Consider the following 14,185-nt stretch of genomic DNA (forward strand, 5'->3'; position numbering starts at 1 on the left):
ACCGCGATCCAATGGGAGGATACGATGAAGACATTTCTGACGGCGGCCGCTGCCGCATCCTTGACCTTTGCCTCGGCCGCGCTGGCCCAGGACGGCCCTGTCGTGGGCGTGAGCTGGTCCAACTTTCAGGAGGAGCGCTGGAAGACCGACGAGGCCGCGATCCGGCAGGCGCTTGATGCCGCTGGCGCAAGCTACATTTCCACCGATGCGCAGTCGTCGTCATCGAAGCAGCTGTCGGATGTCGAATCGCTGATCGCACAGGGAGCCGACGCCCTCATCATCCTGGCGCAGGACAGCCAGGCCATCGGCCCCGCCGTCACCGCCGCCCAGAACGAGGGCATCCCGGTCGTGGGCTATGATCGCCTGATCGAGGATCCCTACGCCTTCTATCTCACCTTCGACAACGTCGAGGTCGGGCGGATGCAGGCCCGTGCCGTGCTCGAGGCCGCGCCCGAGGGCAACTACGTCATGATCAAGGGCTCGCCCACCGATCCGAACGCCGACTTCCTGCGCGGCGGCCAGCAGGAGGTGCTGCAGGAGGCCATCGACGCAGGCAAGATCACCATCGTGGGCGAGGCCTATACCGACGGCTGGCTGCCCGCCAACGCGCAGCGCAACATGGAGCAGATCCTGACGGCCGAGGACAATCAGGTGGATGCCGTTGTCGCATCGAACGACGGCACCGCCGGCGGGGCCGTGGCCGCGCTGACCGCGCAGGGTCTCGACGGGATCCCGGTGTCGGGGCAGGACGCGGACTTCGCCGCGCTGAACCGCGTGGCGCAGGGCACGCAGACCGTCTCGGTCTGGAAGGACTCGCGCGAGCTGGGCAAGGCCGCCGCCGAGATCGCGCTCGCCATGGCCGGGGGCACCGAGATGTCCGCCATCGAGGGGGCGGAGGAATGGACCTCGCCCGGCGGCACGACGCTCTGGGCCGAGTTCCTGGCGCCCGTTCCGATCACCCGCGACAACCTGACCGCCGTGACCGACGCGGGCTGGATCCCGGTCGAGGAACTTTGCCAGGGCGTCGAGAACGGCCCCGCGCCCTGCAACTGATGCCATTGGCCCGCCCTCCGCGGGGCGGGCCATCCGCAACACACTGCCGGAGACCGCGATGACCGACGCAAGCCTCGCCCCCGCCAAGCCCCGCCAGGGCCTCCGCGCGCTGGAGCTGGACCTGCGCCTTCTGGGCATGATCGGCGCCTTCGTCCTGATCGCCGTAGCGTTCCACCTGGCCAGCGACGGGCGGTTCATCACGCCGCGCAACCTGTTCAACCTGACGATCCAGACGGCCAGCGTCGCCATCATGGCGACGGGCATGGTCTTCGTCATCGTCACCCGCCACATCGACCTGTCCGTCGGCTCGGTGCTGGCGACCTGTTCGGCGGTGATGGCGATGACGCAGACGCTCGTGGTGCCCGACTGGCTGGGCCTCGGACTGGGGCACCCGGCCACCGCCTGGATCGCCATCGCCGCAGGCATCGCCACCGGCGCGCTCATCGGGGCGTTCCATGGCTGGCTGATCGGCTATCTGACCATTCCCGCGTTCATCGTCACGCTGGGCGGCCTGCTGATCTGGCGCAACGTGGCCTGGTATCTGACCGACGGACAGACCATCGGCCCGCTGGACGAGACGTTCCAGCTGTTCGGCGGCATCAACGGCACGCTGGGTGAGACCGGATCCTGGGTTCTGGGCGGGCTGGCGGCGCTGGCCGTCGTCTGGGCGCTGTGGTCGGCGCGGCGCGGCAAGATGGCCCACGACTTCCCCGTCAAGCCGCTCTGGGCGGAAATCGCCGTGGGCGCGGCAGCCATCGGCGCCATTCTGGGTTTCGTGGCGCTTCTCAATGCCTATACCATTCCGTCGCGCGTGCTGGCGCGGCGGTTCGAGGCACGGGGCGAGGTGATGCCCGAGGGGCTGGTGCAGGGCTACGGCGTGCCGATCTCGGTCGTCCTGCTGATCGCCGTGGCGATCGTGATGACCGTGATCGCCCGGCGCACGCGGTTCGGCCGCTACATCTTCGCCACCGGCGGCAACCCCGATGCGGCAGAGCTTTCGGGCATCGACACGCGCTGGCTCACGGTCAAGATCTTCGCCCTGCTGGGAGTGCTCTGCGCCATCTCGGCCATCGTAGCCTCCGCCCGGTTGACCAACCATTCCAACGACATCGGCGTGCTCGACGAACTCCGCGTCATCGCCGCCGCCGTCATCGGGGGCACCGCGCTCAAGGGGGGCGTGGGCACGATCTACGGCGCGATCATCGGCGCTCTCATCATGCAGTCGTTGCAATCGGGGATGGCGATGGTGGGGGTGGACGCGCCGCTCCAGAACATCGTGGTGGGCGGCGTCCTCGTCCTCGCCGTCTGGATCGACATCGTCTATCGCAAGCGTGCGGGGGCCTGAGGCATGGTTGACAGAACCGGAACCCCGCTTGTCGAACTGCGCGACATCTCGATCGCCTTCGGGGGGGTGCAGGCGGTGGACGGCGTTTCCCTCGACCTCTGGCCGGGCGAGGTGGTGGGCCTGCTGGGCCACAACGGCGCGGGGAAATCCACCCTCATCAAGATCCTCTCGGGTGCCTACCGCATGGATTCGGGCGAGATCCGCATCGACGGGCAACCCGCCGACATCCGCAGCCCCGCCGACGCCCGGCGCCACAACATCGAGACGATCTACCAGACCTTGGCGCTGGCCGACAATCTGGATGCCCCCGCCAACCTGTTCCTCGGCCGCGAACTGACGACCCCGCTGGGGTTCCTCGACGACGCCCGGATGGAGGCCGAGACGCGCCGGATCATGGCCCGCCTCAACCCCAACTTCCGCAAGATCAAGGACCCGGTCTCGGCGCTTTCCGGCGGTCAGCGGCAGTCGGTCGCCATCGCCCGCGCGGTCTATTTCAACGCCCGCATTTTGATAATGGACGAACCCACGGCCGCCCTGGGCGTGCATGAGACCAAGATGGTCGCCGACCTGATCCAGGAGTTGAAGGCGCAGGGTCTCGGCATCTTCCTCATCAGCCACGACACGCGCGAGATGATGGCGCTCTGCGACCGCGTCTCGGTGATGAAGAACGGGCAACTGGTGGGCACGGAACGGGTCGAGGACGTGACCGAGGACGACATCCTGAGCATGATCATTCTGGGCAAGAACCCCAAGGCGGCGGCATGAGCTTCATCGGCCTCGACCTCGGCACCTCGTCGCTCAAGGCGATCCTGGTGGACGACGGCGACCGCGTGCTGGCCGAACATGCCGAGCCCCTGACGGTGCAGCGCCCCCACGACGGCTGGTCCGAACAGGATCCGCAGTCCTGGTGCGACGCGGCGCGCACCGCATTGGCCGCGCTGGCCGCCCGCCACGATTGCGGCGGGTTGCAGGGGATCGGCCTTGCCGGACACATGCATGGCGCGACGATGGTCGGGGCGGACGACCGGGCGTTGCGGCCCTGCCTTTTGTGGAACGACACCCGCGCGCACGAGGAGGCGGCGGCGATGGACGCCGACCCCCGGTTCCGCGCCGTGACCGGCAACATCGTCTTTCCGGGCTTCACGGCGCCCAAGGTCGAATGGGTCCGCCGGCATGAGCCCGCCGTCTTCGACGCGACGGACAGGATCCTGCTGCCCAAGGACTTCCTGCGCCTGTTCCTGACCGGGGAGCATGTGTCCGAAATGTCGGACGCCGCCGGAACCGCCTGGCTCGACACGGGCGCGCGGGACTGGTCGGACGACCTTCTGGCGGCCTGCGACCTGACGCGCGACCACATGCCCCGCCTCGTCGAAGGCTTCGCCATCAGCGGCACGCTCCGCGCCGATCTCGCGCGCGAACTGGGCCTGCCGCAGGTGCCGGTTGCCGGCGGCGCGGGGGACAACGCCGCCGCGGCCATCGGGGCCGGCGTGGTGCAAAACGGCAGCGCCTTCCTGTCGCTCGGTACCTCCGGCGTTCTGTTTGCGGCGACCGACGGCTATCGTCCCGATCCTGGGACGGCGGTCCACACCTTCTGCCATGCGCTGCCCGGCACGTGGCATCAGATGGGGGTGATCCTGGCCGCGACCGACGCGCTCGAATGGCTGTCGCGCCTGACGGGGCAGTCGGCGGCACATCTGACGGCCGACCTGGGGCCCCTCCGCGCGCCGGGCCGGACGCTGTTCCTTCCCTATCTGGGCGGCGAGCGGACGCCCCACAACGACGCCGCCATCCGTGGCCAGTTCCTGCACCTCGACCACGCCACCGATGCCCGCGCCGCCACCCGCGCCGTGCTGGAAGGCGTGGCACATGCCTTCGCCGACTGCCGCGACGCACTGGCCGCGACGGGCACGACGATCCACAGCGCGCTGGCCATGGGTGGCGGGTCGCGGTCGGACCATTGGCTGCAGGTGCTGGCCACGACGCTCGGGTTCCCGCTGGACGTGCCGGCGCAGGGCGAATTCGGCGCGGCCCTCGGGGCGGCGCGGCTGGGCCGGATGGCCGCCACCGGCGCGGGCCCGGAGATCGCCACGCCCCCCGCCATCGCCCGCACGGTCGAGCCCGACGCGGCCTTGGGGCCCGCCTTTGCCGAGGCCCACGCCCGCTACCGCCATGCCTACGACATCTTGAGGACTCTCTGACCATGACCGATTTCTTCGCGGGCCTCGCCCCCGTCCGCTTCGATCCCGATGCCGCGGACGACCTGTCGTTCCGCCACTACGACGCCGACGAAATGGTGATGGGCAAGCGGATGGAGGACCACCTGCGGTTCTCGGCCGCCTGGTGGCACAGCTTCGCCTGGCCCGGCGGCGACCCCTTCGGCGGTCGGACGTTCGAGCGTCCGTGGTTCCCCGACGCCATGGGCGGCGACACGATGGAGGCCGCGAAGCTCAAGGCCGACGTGGCCTTCGAGATGTTCGGCCTGCTGGGTCAGCCGTTCTTCTGCTTCCACGATGCCGACATCCGGCCTGAAGGCGACGGTTTTGCCGAAAACACCCGCCGGCTGGAGGAGATGACCGATTACATCGGCGGCAAGATGCAGGCGGGCGGCCCGAAGCTCCTCTGGAGCACGGCCAACCTGTTCGGCCATCGCCGCTACATGTCCGGGGCGGCCACGAACCCCGACCCGGATGTCTTCGCCTTCGCCGCCGCCACGGTAAAGACCTGCATCGACGCCACGCACCGGCTGGGCGGGCAGAACTACGTCCTCTGGGGCGGTCGCGAGGGGTACGAGACCCTGCTCAACACCGATCTCGCGCGGGAGCGCGAACAGGCGGGACGGTTCCTGACGATGGCCGTGGACTATGCCCGCAAGATCGGCTTCGACGGCACCATCCTGATCGAGCCGAAGCCGCAGGAGCCGACCAAGCACCAGTACGACTACGACGTGGCCACGGTCTACGGCTTCCTCAAGGATTTCGGGCTGGAAGGCGAGGTGAAGGTCAACATCGAGCAGGGCCATGCCATCCTCGCCGGCCACAGCTTCGAACATGAGCTGGCGCTGGCAGGCGCGCTTGGCATCTTCGGCAGCATCGACATGAACCGCAACGACATGCAGTCGGGCTGGGACACCGATCAGTTTCCCGAAAACGTCCCCGAAGTCGCGCGCGCCTATTACGAAGTGCTGCGCGCGGGCGGGTTCATCACCGGCGGCACCAATTTCGACGCCAAGCTCAGGCGCCAGTCGCTCGACCCCGTCGACCTGATCGCGGCGCATGTCGGCGCCATGGATGTCTGCGCGCGCGGGTTCAAGGCGGCGGCGAAACTGCTGGAGGACGGTGTGCTGGAGACCGCGCGGGTGGAACGCTATGCCGGCTGGGACGGCTCCGACCTGCTGGGATCGGATCTGGAGACCATCGCGCAGCGGGTGGAACGCGACGGCTTGAACCCCGCCCCCCGCTCCGGCCGGCAGGAGCGGCTGGAGAACGTCTGGAACCGCTACGTCTGACCGAGGCGTCAGATCACCGCAAGTTCAGGAAAGGGTTGCCCGGCCAGCAGGCGGTCCACGCCGAAAGGCGCCATATCGAGGGTGACATACCCCCCGTGGACGATGCGTTCGGCCAGACCCCGCCCCATCGCGGGGGACTGCTGAAGCCCGTGGCCCGAAAAGCCGTTCATGAACATGAAGCCGGGCAGGTCGGGGTGCGGCCCCAGCACGGCGTTGGCATCGAAGACGTTGAGGTCGTAGTGCCCCACCCAGGACCGCTTGATCCGGATCTCCTCGAAGGCGGGGATGCGGGTGGCGAGCAGGGGCCAGACGTGCTCCTCCCAGATCGACCAGTCGCCCGCGAAATCGTCCGGGTCCACCGCCGGGTCATGATCGGGCGTGGCCCCCGCCATGTAGGCCGCGCCGTCCGACCGTACATGGATGCCCGAAGGGTCGATGGTCAGCGGCAGGTCGCGGTCGAGAGGCCGCGCCGCCTCGAACACCCAAGTGTAGCGCTTGCGGGGCTCCACCGGCAGGTCGAGCCCCGCCATCCGCGCCACCTGCGCGCCCCGCGTCCCGGCTGCGTTGACCACGATGTCGGCGGGCAGGCGCGTGCCGTCCGCGAGCGTCACGCCCGACACCCGCCCGCAGCCCGCGTCGATGCCCGTTACCTCGCCCGCGACGTAGCCCACCCCCCGCTCCCGCGCGATGCGCCGCCACCATTCGAACATCGTGGTCCCGTCGAAGTAGCCCTCGTCCCGCGTCCCGTGCGACCCGAGAATCACGCCGTCGAGGTCATAGAACGGCCAGGCGCGCGCGATCTCCTCCGGTGTCATCAGGCGGGTGCCTGCCCCCGCGGCGACCTGCACCGCGTGGGCGCGCGTCAGGCGGTCGGCCTCCGCCGCGTCGCCCGCCAGATAGAGGTATCCGAAGGGATGGAAGTGGATCGGCGGCACGCGGTCGTCGGCCATGTGCATCTGGAAGGCCCGCAGGTATTCGACTCCGAACCGGCTGATGGCGACGTTGAGCGGGTTGCCGAACTGCTGCCGGATGCAACTGTTGGAAAACGCCGTTCCGCAGGCGGCATAGGTCGGGTCGCGCTCGACCACGGTGATGTCACGGGGCGCATGCCCCAGCTCGGTCAGCCACCACGCCAGCGACGACCCCATCATCGCCCCGCCCACGATCACAACCCTGTCCGCCATGGCGCGTCCTCCCCGTGACCACGCTACCGCTTGCGGCCGCCCATGCAAGACGGCACGAAGGCGCCATGACGCGAAATGCCGCCACGCTCGCGGGGTTCGGGGCCGTGGTGCTCTGGTCCACGCTGGCCCTCTTCACCACGCTCTCGGGCGAGGTGCCGCCGTTGCAGCTTCTGGCGATGTGCTTCGCCATCGGCGGCATGCTGGGGCTGGTCGCGGGTGTGTCGCGTCGGGGTTGGCGGGCGGTGCGGGATGCCGGGCGGCAGCCCTGGCCGGTCTGGGTGCTGGGGGTGGGCGGGCTGTTCGGCTATCACCTTCTCTACGTTCTGGCGCTGCGCGCGGCACCGCCGGTGCAGGCGAGCCTCATCGCCTATCTTTGGCCCCTGCTGATCGTTCTGTTCGCCAGCCTGTCGACCGGCGACGGCCTGCGCGCGCACCACCTTGCCGGTGCGTTCCTCGGGTTCGCGGGAGCGGCGCTGATCGTGACGGGCGGCCGGGGCGTCGCGCTGTCGGCGGATCATGCTGCGGGCTATGCGCTGGCGCTGGTGGCGGCGGTCGTCTGGGCGGGCTACTCGGTGCTGTCCCGCCGGGTCGCCTCGGTCCCCACCGACGTGGTGACGGGGTTCTGCCTTGCGGCGGCCGTGCTGTCGGCTGTGGCGCATCTGGCGCTGGAGCGGACGGTCGCGCCGCAGGGCGTGGAATGGCTGGCGATCCTGGGGCTGGGGGTCGGGCCGCTGGGCCTCGCGTTCTTTCTCTGGGACATCGGCGTCAAGCGCGGCGACCTGCCGGTGCTGGGCGCTGCCAGCTATGCCGCGCCGCTCCTCTCGACGCTGGTGCTGGTCGCGGCGGGGCAGGCGCAAGCGACCTGGGCGCTGGGGCTGGCCTGCCTTCTGATCACCGGGGGCGCGGCACTGGCGGCGCGCGACATGCTGCGGCGACAGGCGGCAGCCTAGGCCGCGGGGGCCTTGTGGGTCAGCGAAACGAAGACGTCCTCGAGGTCCGGCTCCTCCGTCCGCACGTCGCGGATGGTGACGCCCGCCTGCTGAACCGCGGCCAGCAGGTCGCCCGCCGTGATCATGCTCCGGCCATAGTGGAAGGCCAGCGCACCGTCCGGCCGCCGCTCCATCTCGACACCTTCAGGCAGGGCAAGGGGGCCGGGGTCGACGTCGGACACGATCACCAGCGTCTTGGCGTCCAGCCGGTCGAGCAGGTTGGCCGTGCGGTCCCGCACGATCAACTCGCCGTCGCCGATGATGACGATCTCGTCGCACATCTCCTGCGCTTCCTCGAGGTAGTGTGTGGTCAGGATGATCGTCATTCCCCGCTCCTCGTTCAGGCGGCGGACGTTGCGCCACAGCATCTGCCGCAACTCGATGTCGACGCCCGCCGTCGGCTCGTCCAGCACCAGCACCTGCGGATGATGCACCAGTGCCTTGGCCAGGAGCAGGCGGCGGCGCATCCCCCCCGACAGGGTGCGCGCATAGGCGTCGGCCTTGTCGGCGAGCCCCACGAGATCGAGGATCTCCATCGTCCGCCGGTCGCGCCGAGGCACGCCGTAGAGCCCGGCCTGAACCTCCAGCGCATCCTTGGGCGAAAAGAACGGGTCGAGGTTCAATTCCTGCGGCATGACGCCGATGGCGGCGCGGGCCTGCCGGGGGTTCACGTCCTGATCGAAACCCCAGATGCGGACCTTGCCGGCGGTCTTGCGGACGAGCCCTGCCATGATGTTGATCGTGGTGGATTTTCCCGCGCCGTTCGGCCCCAGCAGGCCGAAGATGCTGCCCGTGGGGATCGTCAGGTCGAGGTTCTTCAGCGCCTCTTTCGCGGGGGTCCGCCGGTCGCCGGCGTAAACCTTGCGAAGGCCGGTGATCTCGATGGCGTCGGACATGTTGCCCCTCCGGGTGTTGCGCGTGCCCCGGTCGCTGTCGCATAAGGCCGGGACGCCTTCACCTATGCCGGTGAAGGCCCTGCGACAACCCAAGGCCATTGACCCCCGGGAGCCTTCGTCATGACCACAGGAACCCCCCGTTATCCCAGTCGACAGCACGACCTGCCCCCGCCCGAGACCGAGGTGGTGCACAGCCTTCGCGTGGCCTGCGACGGCAACGGGGCGGGCGGCCACCCCCGCGTCTGGCTGGCCATCGACCCCCAGCAGGGCTGGGTCGACTGCGGCTACTGCGACAAGCGGTTCGTGCTGGAAGGCGATGGCCACTGACGACGGCGCCTTACGTCACGGCCTGCCGCTTTCGTGAGTGGAACCGGGCGCGGGCCCTGTTAGATGTATTTGCATGATCGCGCCCGACACCCCCCTTGGCACTTCCTCCGAGCCCGCCCGCCCCTATGACCGGGCGGAGCTCGTCAGCGATGCCGTGGTCCACCTCGCGGGATTGATCCTGGCGCTCGCGGCGGTGCCGGTTCTCATCACGCTGACGGCGACGTTGCGGGGCGATCTGCCGGCGATCGCCGGCGTGTCGATCTATGGCGCCACCCTGATCGCCATGTTGTCCGCCTCGCTGGCCTACAACCACATTTCGAACCCGGCCTGGTCGGACCGGCTGCGACGGCTCGACATGGCGGCGATCTACCTCAAGATCGCGGGCACCGTGACGCCCTTCGTGCTGCTCTCGGGCACCGGGACGACGTTTCTTGCCGCGATGTGGACCGCTGCCGTCGTGGCGACGGCCACGGCCTTCCTGCGGCGGCGTCGGTCGACGGGGCTGTCGGTGGGTATTGGCCTCGCGATGGGCTGGGCCGTGTTGCTGGGCGGGGGCGAGGTGGTTGCGACGACCTCCTGGCCCGTCTTCGCGCTGATGCTCGCCGGCGGCATCCTCTATTCGCTGGGCACGCCGTTCCTCGTGCTGGGGAACATGCGGTTCCACAACGCGATCTGGCATGGCTTCGTCGTCGCGGCCTCGGTCACCTTCTTCGTTGCCGTCACCTGGCACATGGTCGGCACGCGCCTCGTCTGACCCGGCGGCGGTGTGGCGGCGCGCGCGGGTTCGTGGCATGACGGCGGCGACACGGGCGACAAGGGGCGCGACATGACCTTCGGCAAGGGCCACCACCTGCATCTGATCGACGGCTCGGCCTATATCTTCCGCGCCTTCCATGCGCTGCCGCCGCTGGCGCGCAAGTCCGACGGCCTGCCTATCGGGGCGGTGGCGGGGTTCTGCAACATGATCGACCGCTACGTCGTGGAAAACACGGGCCCGGATGCCGCGACCCATGTTGCAGTGATCTTCGACAAGGGGTCGCACACCTTCCGCAACGACATGTACGACCTCTACAAGGCCAACCGATCCGAGATGCCCGAGGACCTGCGCCCGCAGATCCCGCTGACACGCGAGGCGACGATGGCCTTCAACATCGCCTGCGAGGAGATGGAGGGATGGGAGGCCGACGACATCATCGCGACCCTGTCGTGCCGCGCGCGCGAGGCGGGGGGCCGCGTCACCATCATCTCATCCGACAAGGATCTCATGCAACTGGTCGGCGGGGGCGTCGAGATGCTCGACCCGATGAAGAACCGACGGATAGATGCCGAGGGCGTGTTCGAGAAGTTCGGCGTGGCCCCCGAGCGTGTCGTCGACGTGCAGGCGCTGGCCGGGGATTCCGTCGACAACGTACCCGGCGCGCCCGGCATCGGCATCAAGACGGCGGCGCAGCTGATCGGAGAATACGGCTCGCTCGACGCGCTGCTGGAGCGGGCGGAGGAAATCAAGCAGCCGAAGCGCCGCCAGACCCTGATCGAGCACCGCGAACAGATCGAACTCTCCCGCAGGCTCGTCCAGCTCGACTGCGACAGTCCGCTGACCTTCGGCCTCGACGACCTGGAGATCCGCGATCCCGATCCCGAGAAGCTGCTCGATTTCCTCAACCGGATGGAGTTCCGCACCCTGACGCGCCGCATCGCCGAGCGTTTCGGCAAGGAACCCCCCGCGGTCATCGAGGCGGCCACAGCGCCCGTCCCCGACGCACCGGAGGAGGCGCCCATCGATCACGACGCCTATGAGGTCGTGCGCGACGAGGCGGCGCTTCAGGTCTGGCTCGACCGGATCGCGCGGGCGGGCGCGGTGGCCGTGGACACCGAGACGACCTCGCTCGACGAGATGCGGGCGGAACTGGTGGGCATCAGCCTCGCCACGGAACCGGGCGTCGCCTGCTATGTGCCGCTGGCCCACCGCACCGGCGGCGGCGACCTGTTCGACGGCGAGGCGCAACTGGCGCCTGGCCAGATGGACAAGGCCCACGCGCTGGAAATGCTGGCACCGATGCTGGGGGATGCAAGCATCCTCAAGATCGGACAGAACATGAAATACGATTTCAAGATCTTCGCCCGCGAAGGCGTCACGGTGGCGCCCATCGACGACACCATGCTGCTGTCCTATGCCCAGCACGCAGGCCTGCACGGGCACGGCATGGACACGTTGGCCGACCGTTATCTCAACCACCAGTGCATCCCGATCAAGACGCTGATCGGGACGGGCAAGTCGCAGGTCACCTTCGATCGGGTCGAAATCGACCGGGCCGCCCCCTATGCGGCCGAGGATGCCGACGTCACCCTGAGGCTCTGGCGCCTGCTCAAGCCCCGCCTTCATGCGGCAAGGGTCACTAAGGTCTACGAGACGCTGGAACGGCCGCTGGTTCCCGTACTGGCGCGGATGGAAATGGCGGGCATCCGCGTCGACCGTCAGGTGCTGTCGCGCATGTCCGGCGCCTTCGCGCAGAAGATGGCCGGGTTGGAGGAGGAGATCCACGAGAAAGCCGGCCGGTCCTTCAACGTCGGCAGCCCCAAGCAGTTGGGCGAGATCCTGTTCGACGAACTGCGTCTGGAGGGAGGCAAGAAGGGCAAGACCGGCGCGTACGGCACCGGCGCCGACGTGCTGGAGGATCTGGCGACCGAACACGAACTGCCGCGCCTGATCCTCGACTGGCGGCAACTGTCCAAGCTGAAATCGACCTATACCGACAGCCTTCAGGAACACATCAACCCCGACACGGGCCGCGTCCACACCTCCTATTCCATTGCTGGGGCGAACACCGGGCGGCTCGCCTCTACCGACCCGAACCTGCAGAACATCCCCGTGCGGACCGAGGAAGGCCGCCGCATCCGCGAGGCTTTCGTCGCCCCCGAGGGGCGGGTGCTGGTGTCGCTGGACTATAGCCAGATCGAGCTTCGCATCCTGGCCCATATCGCGGGGATCGATGCGCTCAAGAAGGCCTTCGCCGAAGGGCAGGACATCCACGCCATCACCGCCAGCCAGATGTTCGGCGTGCCCCTCGACGCGATGACGCCCGAGGTGCGCCGGCAGGCCAAGGCGATCAACTTCGGGGTGATCTACGGCATCTCGGGCTTCGGCCTTGCCCGAAACCTGCGCATCCCGCGCGACGAGGCGCAGGCCTTCATCGACACCTATTTCGAACGCTTCCCCGGCATCCGCGCCTATATGGATGACACGGTGAAATTCGCGCGCGAGCATGGCCGGGTCGAGACGCTGTTCGGCCGCCGCATCCACACGCCCGAGATCAACGCCAAGGGTCCCGGCGCCGGCTTCGCCCGCCGCGCCGCGATCAACGCGCCGATCCAGGGCACCGCCGCCGACGCCATCCGCCGCGCCATGGTGCGGATGGAAGACGCCATCGACGGGCTGGATGCCACGATGCTGCTGCAGGTCCACGACGAACTCCTCTTCGAGGTGGCCGAGGGCGACGCCGAGGTGCTGATCGCCCGCGCGCGCGAGGTGATGGAGGGGGCGAACATGCCGGTCGTGCCCCTGTCCGTCCCGCTGACGGTCGAAGCGGGACAGGGCGCGAACTGGGCTGCGGCGCATTGACGGGAACGGCCAGCACAAGGAACGGGAAACTGAATGGACGCGATACGTAGACTGGCTATCGCCACGCTGGCACTGGCACTGCCGGGACAGACGCTTGCCGACGTCTTGTTCGAAAGTTTGGACGAGATCGTCGTGGTGCGTGTGCTCGATATGTTCGGAACCGCTTCGGTGGACGTGGTTGCGCAGGGCATCGACATGGTGACCTGCATCCTGCTGGACGCGAACCGGAAGCCGCTCGCTGTTGCTACGGGCTTTCTCCAGAACGGGGCCGGTCAAGCGCTCGCGGCGGACGTCGACGCGACTGCGGTTGCCAGCGTCCAATGCAACGGGAGTTCGATGTAATCCATGTCCCACGACCACAACCACGGCCATTCCCACAGCCACATCGACCCGGAGGCGGGCGACCGGAAGGTCATGGCCGCCATCGCGGTCAACCTCGGGCTCACGGTTGCGCAGATCGTGGCGGGGGTGGTGTCAGGCTCGCTGGCCATGATCGCCGACGCGGTCCACAACCTGTCGGACGCGCTCAGCCTCGTCATTGCCTTCGCGGCCCGCAAGATCGCACGGCGGCCTTCGGACGCGCGCATGACCTTCGGCTATGGCCGGGCCGAGATGGTGGCCGCGCTGGTGAACTATACCTCGCTCGCCATCATCGCGCTCTGGCTGCTGTGGGAGGGCACGGCCCGCCTGTTCGACCCGCAGCCCGTGGCGGGCTGGATCGTGGTGATCGTCGCCGGCATCGCGCTGGCCGTCGATCTGGTCACGGCCGCGCTGACCTATGCGATGTCCAAGACCTCGGCCAACATCCGCGCGGCCTTTCTGCACAACCTGGCCGATGCCCTGGGATCGGTTGGGGTGATCGTGGCGGGCACGCTGATCCTTCTGTTCGACTGGTGGATCGTCGACCCCATCGTGACGCTCGCCATCGCGGGATACATCCTGTGGCACGTCTGGCAGGGCACGCCCCGCGTCATCCGCATGCTGATGCTGGGCGCGCCGCCCGACATGGACGCCAAGGCCGTGCTGGCCGAGATGGAGGGGGTCGATGGCGTGGCCTCCGTCCATCACCTCCACCTGTGGGAGATGCAGGAGGGGCAACCGGCGGTCGATGCCCATGTCGTTGTCGATGAGGCCGATCCCGTGCTGGTGCGCCAGCGTGTGATCGACCGCCTGCACGACGTCTTCAGGGTCGAGCACACGACACTGGAAATGGAGCGCCCCGGCGCCTGCGAACCCGATGTCTCGGTCATCGGTCACTGACCGACGG

13 protein-coding genes are annotated in these 14,185 nt (G+C 68.6%); 11 read left to right on the forward strand and 2 right to left on the reverse strand.

Annotated features, from left to right (window positions below):
- The first annotated feature begins 24 nt into the window (after positions 1-24).
- The 5 genes from xylF to xylA are packed head-to-tail and all read left to right on the forward strand — an operon-like array spanning position 25 to position 5,903.
- Positions 25-1,053 carry a D-xylose ABC transporter substrate-binding protein gene (gene xylF, locus JAN5088_RS00325; RefSeq protein ID WP_055681122.1) on the forward strand — a complete coding sequence of 343 codons (1,029 nt, stop codon included), beginning with the start codon at positions 25-27 and terminating at the stop codon, positions 1,051-1,053.
- Between the two features lie 58 nt (positions 1,054-1,111).
- Positions 1,112-2,398 (forward strand): sugar ABC transporter permease, encoded by a 1,287-nt coding sequence (locus tag JAN5088_RS00330; RefSeq protein WP_055680815.1) that lies wholly within the window; start codon positions 1,112-1,114, stop codon positions 2,396-2,398.
- Positions 2,399-2,401: 3 nt separating this feature from the next.
- Positions 2,402-3,163 (forward strand): ATP-binding cassette domain-containing protein, encoded by a 762-nt coding sequence (locus JAN5088_RS00335; protein ID WP_055680816.1) that lies wholly within the window; start codon positions 2,402-2,404, stop codon positions 3,161-3,163.
- Positions 3,160-4,596, forward strand: coding sequence for a xylulokinase (xylB, locus tag JAN5088_RS00340; RefSeq protein WP_055680817.1), 1,437 nt, complete (start codon positions 3,160-3,162; stop codon positions 4,594-4,596). The genes JAN5088_RS00335 and xylB overlap by 4 nt, the downstream gene beginning before the upstream one ends.
- 2 nt (positions 4,597-4,598) lie before the next feature.
- A complete protein-coding gene (gene xylA, locus JAN5088_RS00345) occupies positions 4,599-5,903 on the forward strand; it encodes a xylose isomerase (RefSeq protein WP_055680818.1) in 1,305 nt (434 codons plus the stop codon).
- An 8-nt stretch (positions 5,904-5,911) separates the two neighbouring features.
- Here the strand turns inward: xylA and JAN5088_RS00350 are convergent, their stop codons facing one another.
- Positions 5,912-7,087, reverse strand: a complete 1,176-nt coding sequence (locus JAN5088_RS00350) for an NAD(P)/FAD-dependent oxidoreductase (protein WP_055680819.1) — start codon at positions 7,085-7,087, stop codon at positions 5,912-5,914.
- Between the two features lie 65 nt (positions 7,088-7,152).
- On the opposite strand from JAN5088_RS00350, the gene yddG reads away from it, so the two are divergent.
- Positions 7,153-8,037, forward strand: coding sequence for an aromatic amino acid exporter YddG (gene yddG, locus JAN5088_RS00355; RefSeq protein ID WP_055680820.1), 885 nt, complete (start codon positions 7,153-7,155; stop codon positions 8,035-8,037).
- Here the strand turns inward: yddG and JAN5088_RS00360 are convergent.
- Positions 8,034-8,972 carry an ABC transporter ATP-binding protein gene (locus JAN5088_RS00360; protein WP_055680821.1) on the reverse strand — a complete coding sequence of 313 codons (939 nt, stop codon included), beginning with the start codon at positions 8,970-8,972 and terminating at the stop codon, positions 8,034-8,036. The two genes, yddG and JAN5088_RS00360, sit on opposite strands and share 4 nt — an antisense overlap.
- Before the next feature lie 120 nt (positions 8,973-9,092).
- Here JAN5088_RS00360 and JAN5088_RS00365 point away from each other — a divergent pair, with 120 nt between their 5' ends.
- The 5 genes from JAN5088_RS00365 to JAN5088_RS00385 all read left to right on the forward strand — a co-directional run bounded on the left by JAN5088_RS00365 (position 9,093) and on the right by JAN5088_RS00385 (position 14,178).
- Positions 9,093-9,299, forward strand: a complete 207-nt coding sequence (locus tag JAN5088_RS00365) for a zinc-finger domain-containing protein (protein ID WP_055680822.1) — start codon at positions 9,093-9,095, stop codon at positions 9,297-9,299.
- Between the two features lie 73 nt (positions 9,300-9,372).
- Complete coding sequence (gene trhA, locus JAN5088_RS00370; RefSeq protein ID WP_055680823.1) at positions 9,373-10,053, forward strand: PAQR family membrane homeostasis protein TrhA; 681 nt, start codon at positions 9,373-9,375, stop codon at positions 10,051-10,053.
- 72 nt (positions 10,054-10,125) lie between these two features.
- Positions 10,126-12,918 (forward strand): DNA polymerase I, encoded by a 2,793-nt coding sequence (gene polA / locus JAN5088_RS00375; RefSeq protein ID WP_055681123.1) that lies wholly within the window; start codon positions 10,126-10,128, stop codon positions 12,916-12,918.
- Between the two features lie 33 nt (positions 12,919-12,951).
- Entirely contained in the window at positions 12,952-13,260 is a 309-nt protein-coding gene (locus JAN5088_RS00380; protein ID WP_055680824.1) for a hypothetical protein, read from the forward strand.
- 3 nt (positions 13,261-13,263) lie between these two features.
- Positions 13,264-14,178: a cation diffusion facilitator family transporter gene (locus JAN5088_RS00385; RefSeq protein ID WP_055680825.1), complete on the forward strand. Its 915-nt coding sequence runs from the start codon at positions 13,264-13,266 to the stop codon at positions 14,176-14,178.
- The last annotated feature ends 7 nt before the right edge of the window (positions 14,179-14,185 follow it).

The sequence above is a fragment of the Jannaschia rubra genome (genome assembly GCF_001403735.1).
GTDB lineage: Bacteria > Pseudomonadota > Alphaproteobacteria > Rhodobacterales > Rhodobacteraceae > Jannaschia > Jannaschia rubra.

Coding starts and splice junctions, on each gene's coding strand:
- JAN5088_RS00335 (WP_055680816.1), top strand. CDS start 2,402: ATGGTTGACAGAACCGGAACCCCGCTTGTCGAACTGCGCGACATCTCG.
- JAN5088_RS00360 (WP_055680821.1), bottom strand. CDS start 8,972: ATGTCCGACGCCATCGAGATCACCGGCCTTCGCAAGGTTTACGCCGGC.
- polA (WP_055681123.1), top strand. CDS start 10,126: ATGACCTTCGGCAAGGGCCACCACCTGCATCTGATCGACGGCTCGGCC.
- JAN5088_RS00380 (WP_055680824.1), top strand. CDS start 12,952: ATGGACGCGATACGTAGACTGGCTATCGCCACGCTGGCACTGGCACTG.
- JAN5088_RS00385 (WP_055680825.1), top strand. CDS start 13,264: ATGTCCCACGACCACAACCACGGCCATTCCCACAGCCACATCGACCCG.
- trhA (WP_055680823.1), top strand. CDS start 9,373: ATGATCGCGCCCGACACCCCCCTTGGCACTTCCTCCGAGCCCGCCCGC.
- xylA (WP_055680818.1), top strand. CDS start 4,599: ATGACCGATTTCTTCGCGGGCCTCGCCCCCGTCCGCTTCGATCCCGAT.
- xylF (WP_055681122.1), top strand. CDS start 25: ATGAAGACATTTCTGACGGCGGCCGCTGCCGCATCCTTGACCTTTGCC.
- JAN5088_RS00365 (WP_055680822.1), top strand. CDS start 9,093: ATGACCACAGGAACCCCCCGTTATCCCAGTCGACAGCACGACCTGCCC.
- JAN5088_RS00330 (WP_055680815.1), top strand. CDS start 1,112: ATGACCGACGCAAGCCTCGCCCCCGCCAAGCCCCGCCAGGGCCTCCGC.
- JAN5088_RS00350 (WP_055680819.1), bottom strand. CDS start 7,087: ATGGCGGACAGGGTTGTGATCGTGGGCGGGGCGATGATGGGGTCGTCG.
- yddG (WP_055680820.1), top strand. CDS start 7,153: ATGACGCGAAATGCCGCCACGCTCGCGGGGTTCGGGGCCGTGGTGCTC.
- xylB (WP_055680817.1), top strand. CDS start 3,160: ATGAGCTTCATCGGCCTCGACCTCGGCACCTCGTCGCTCAAGGCGATC.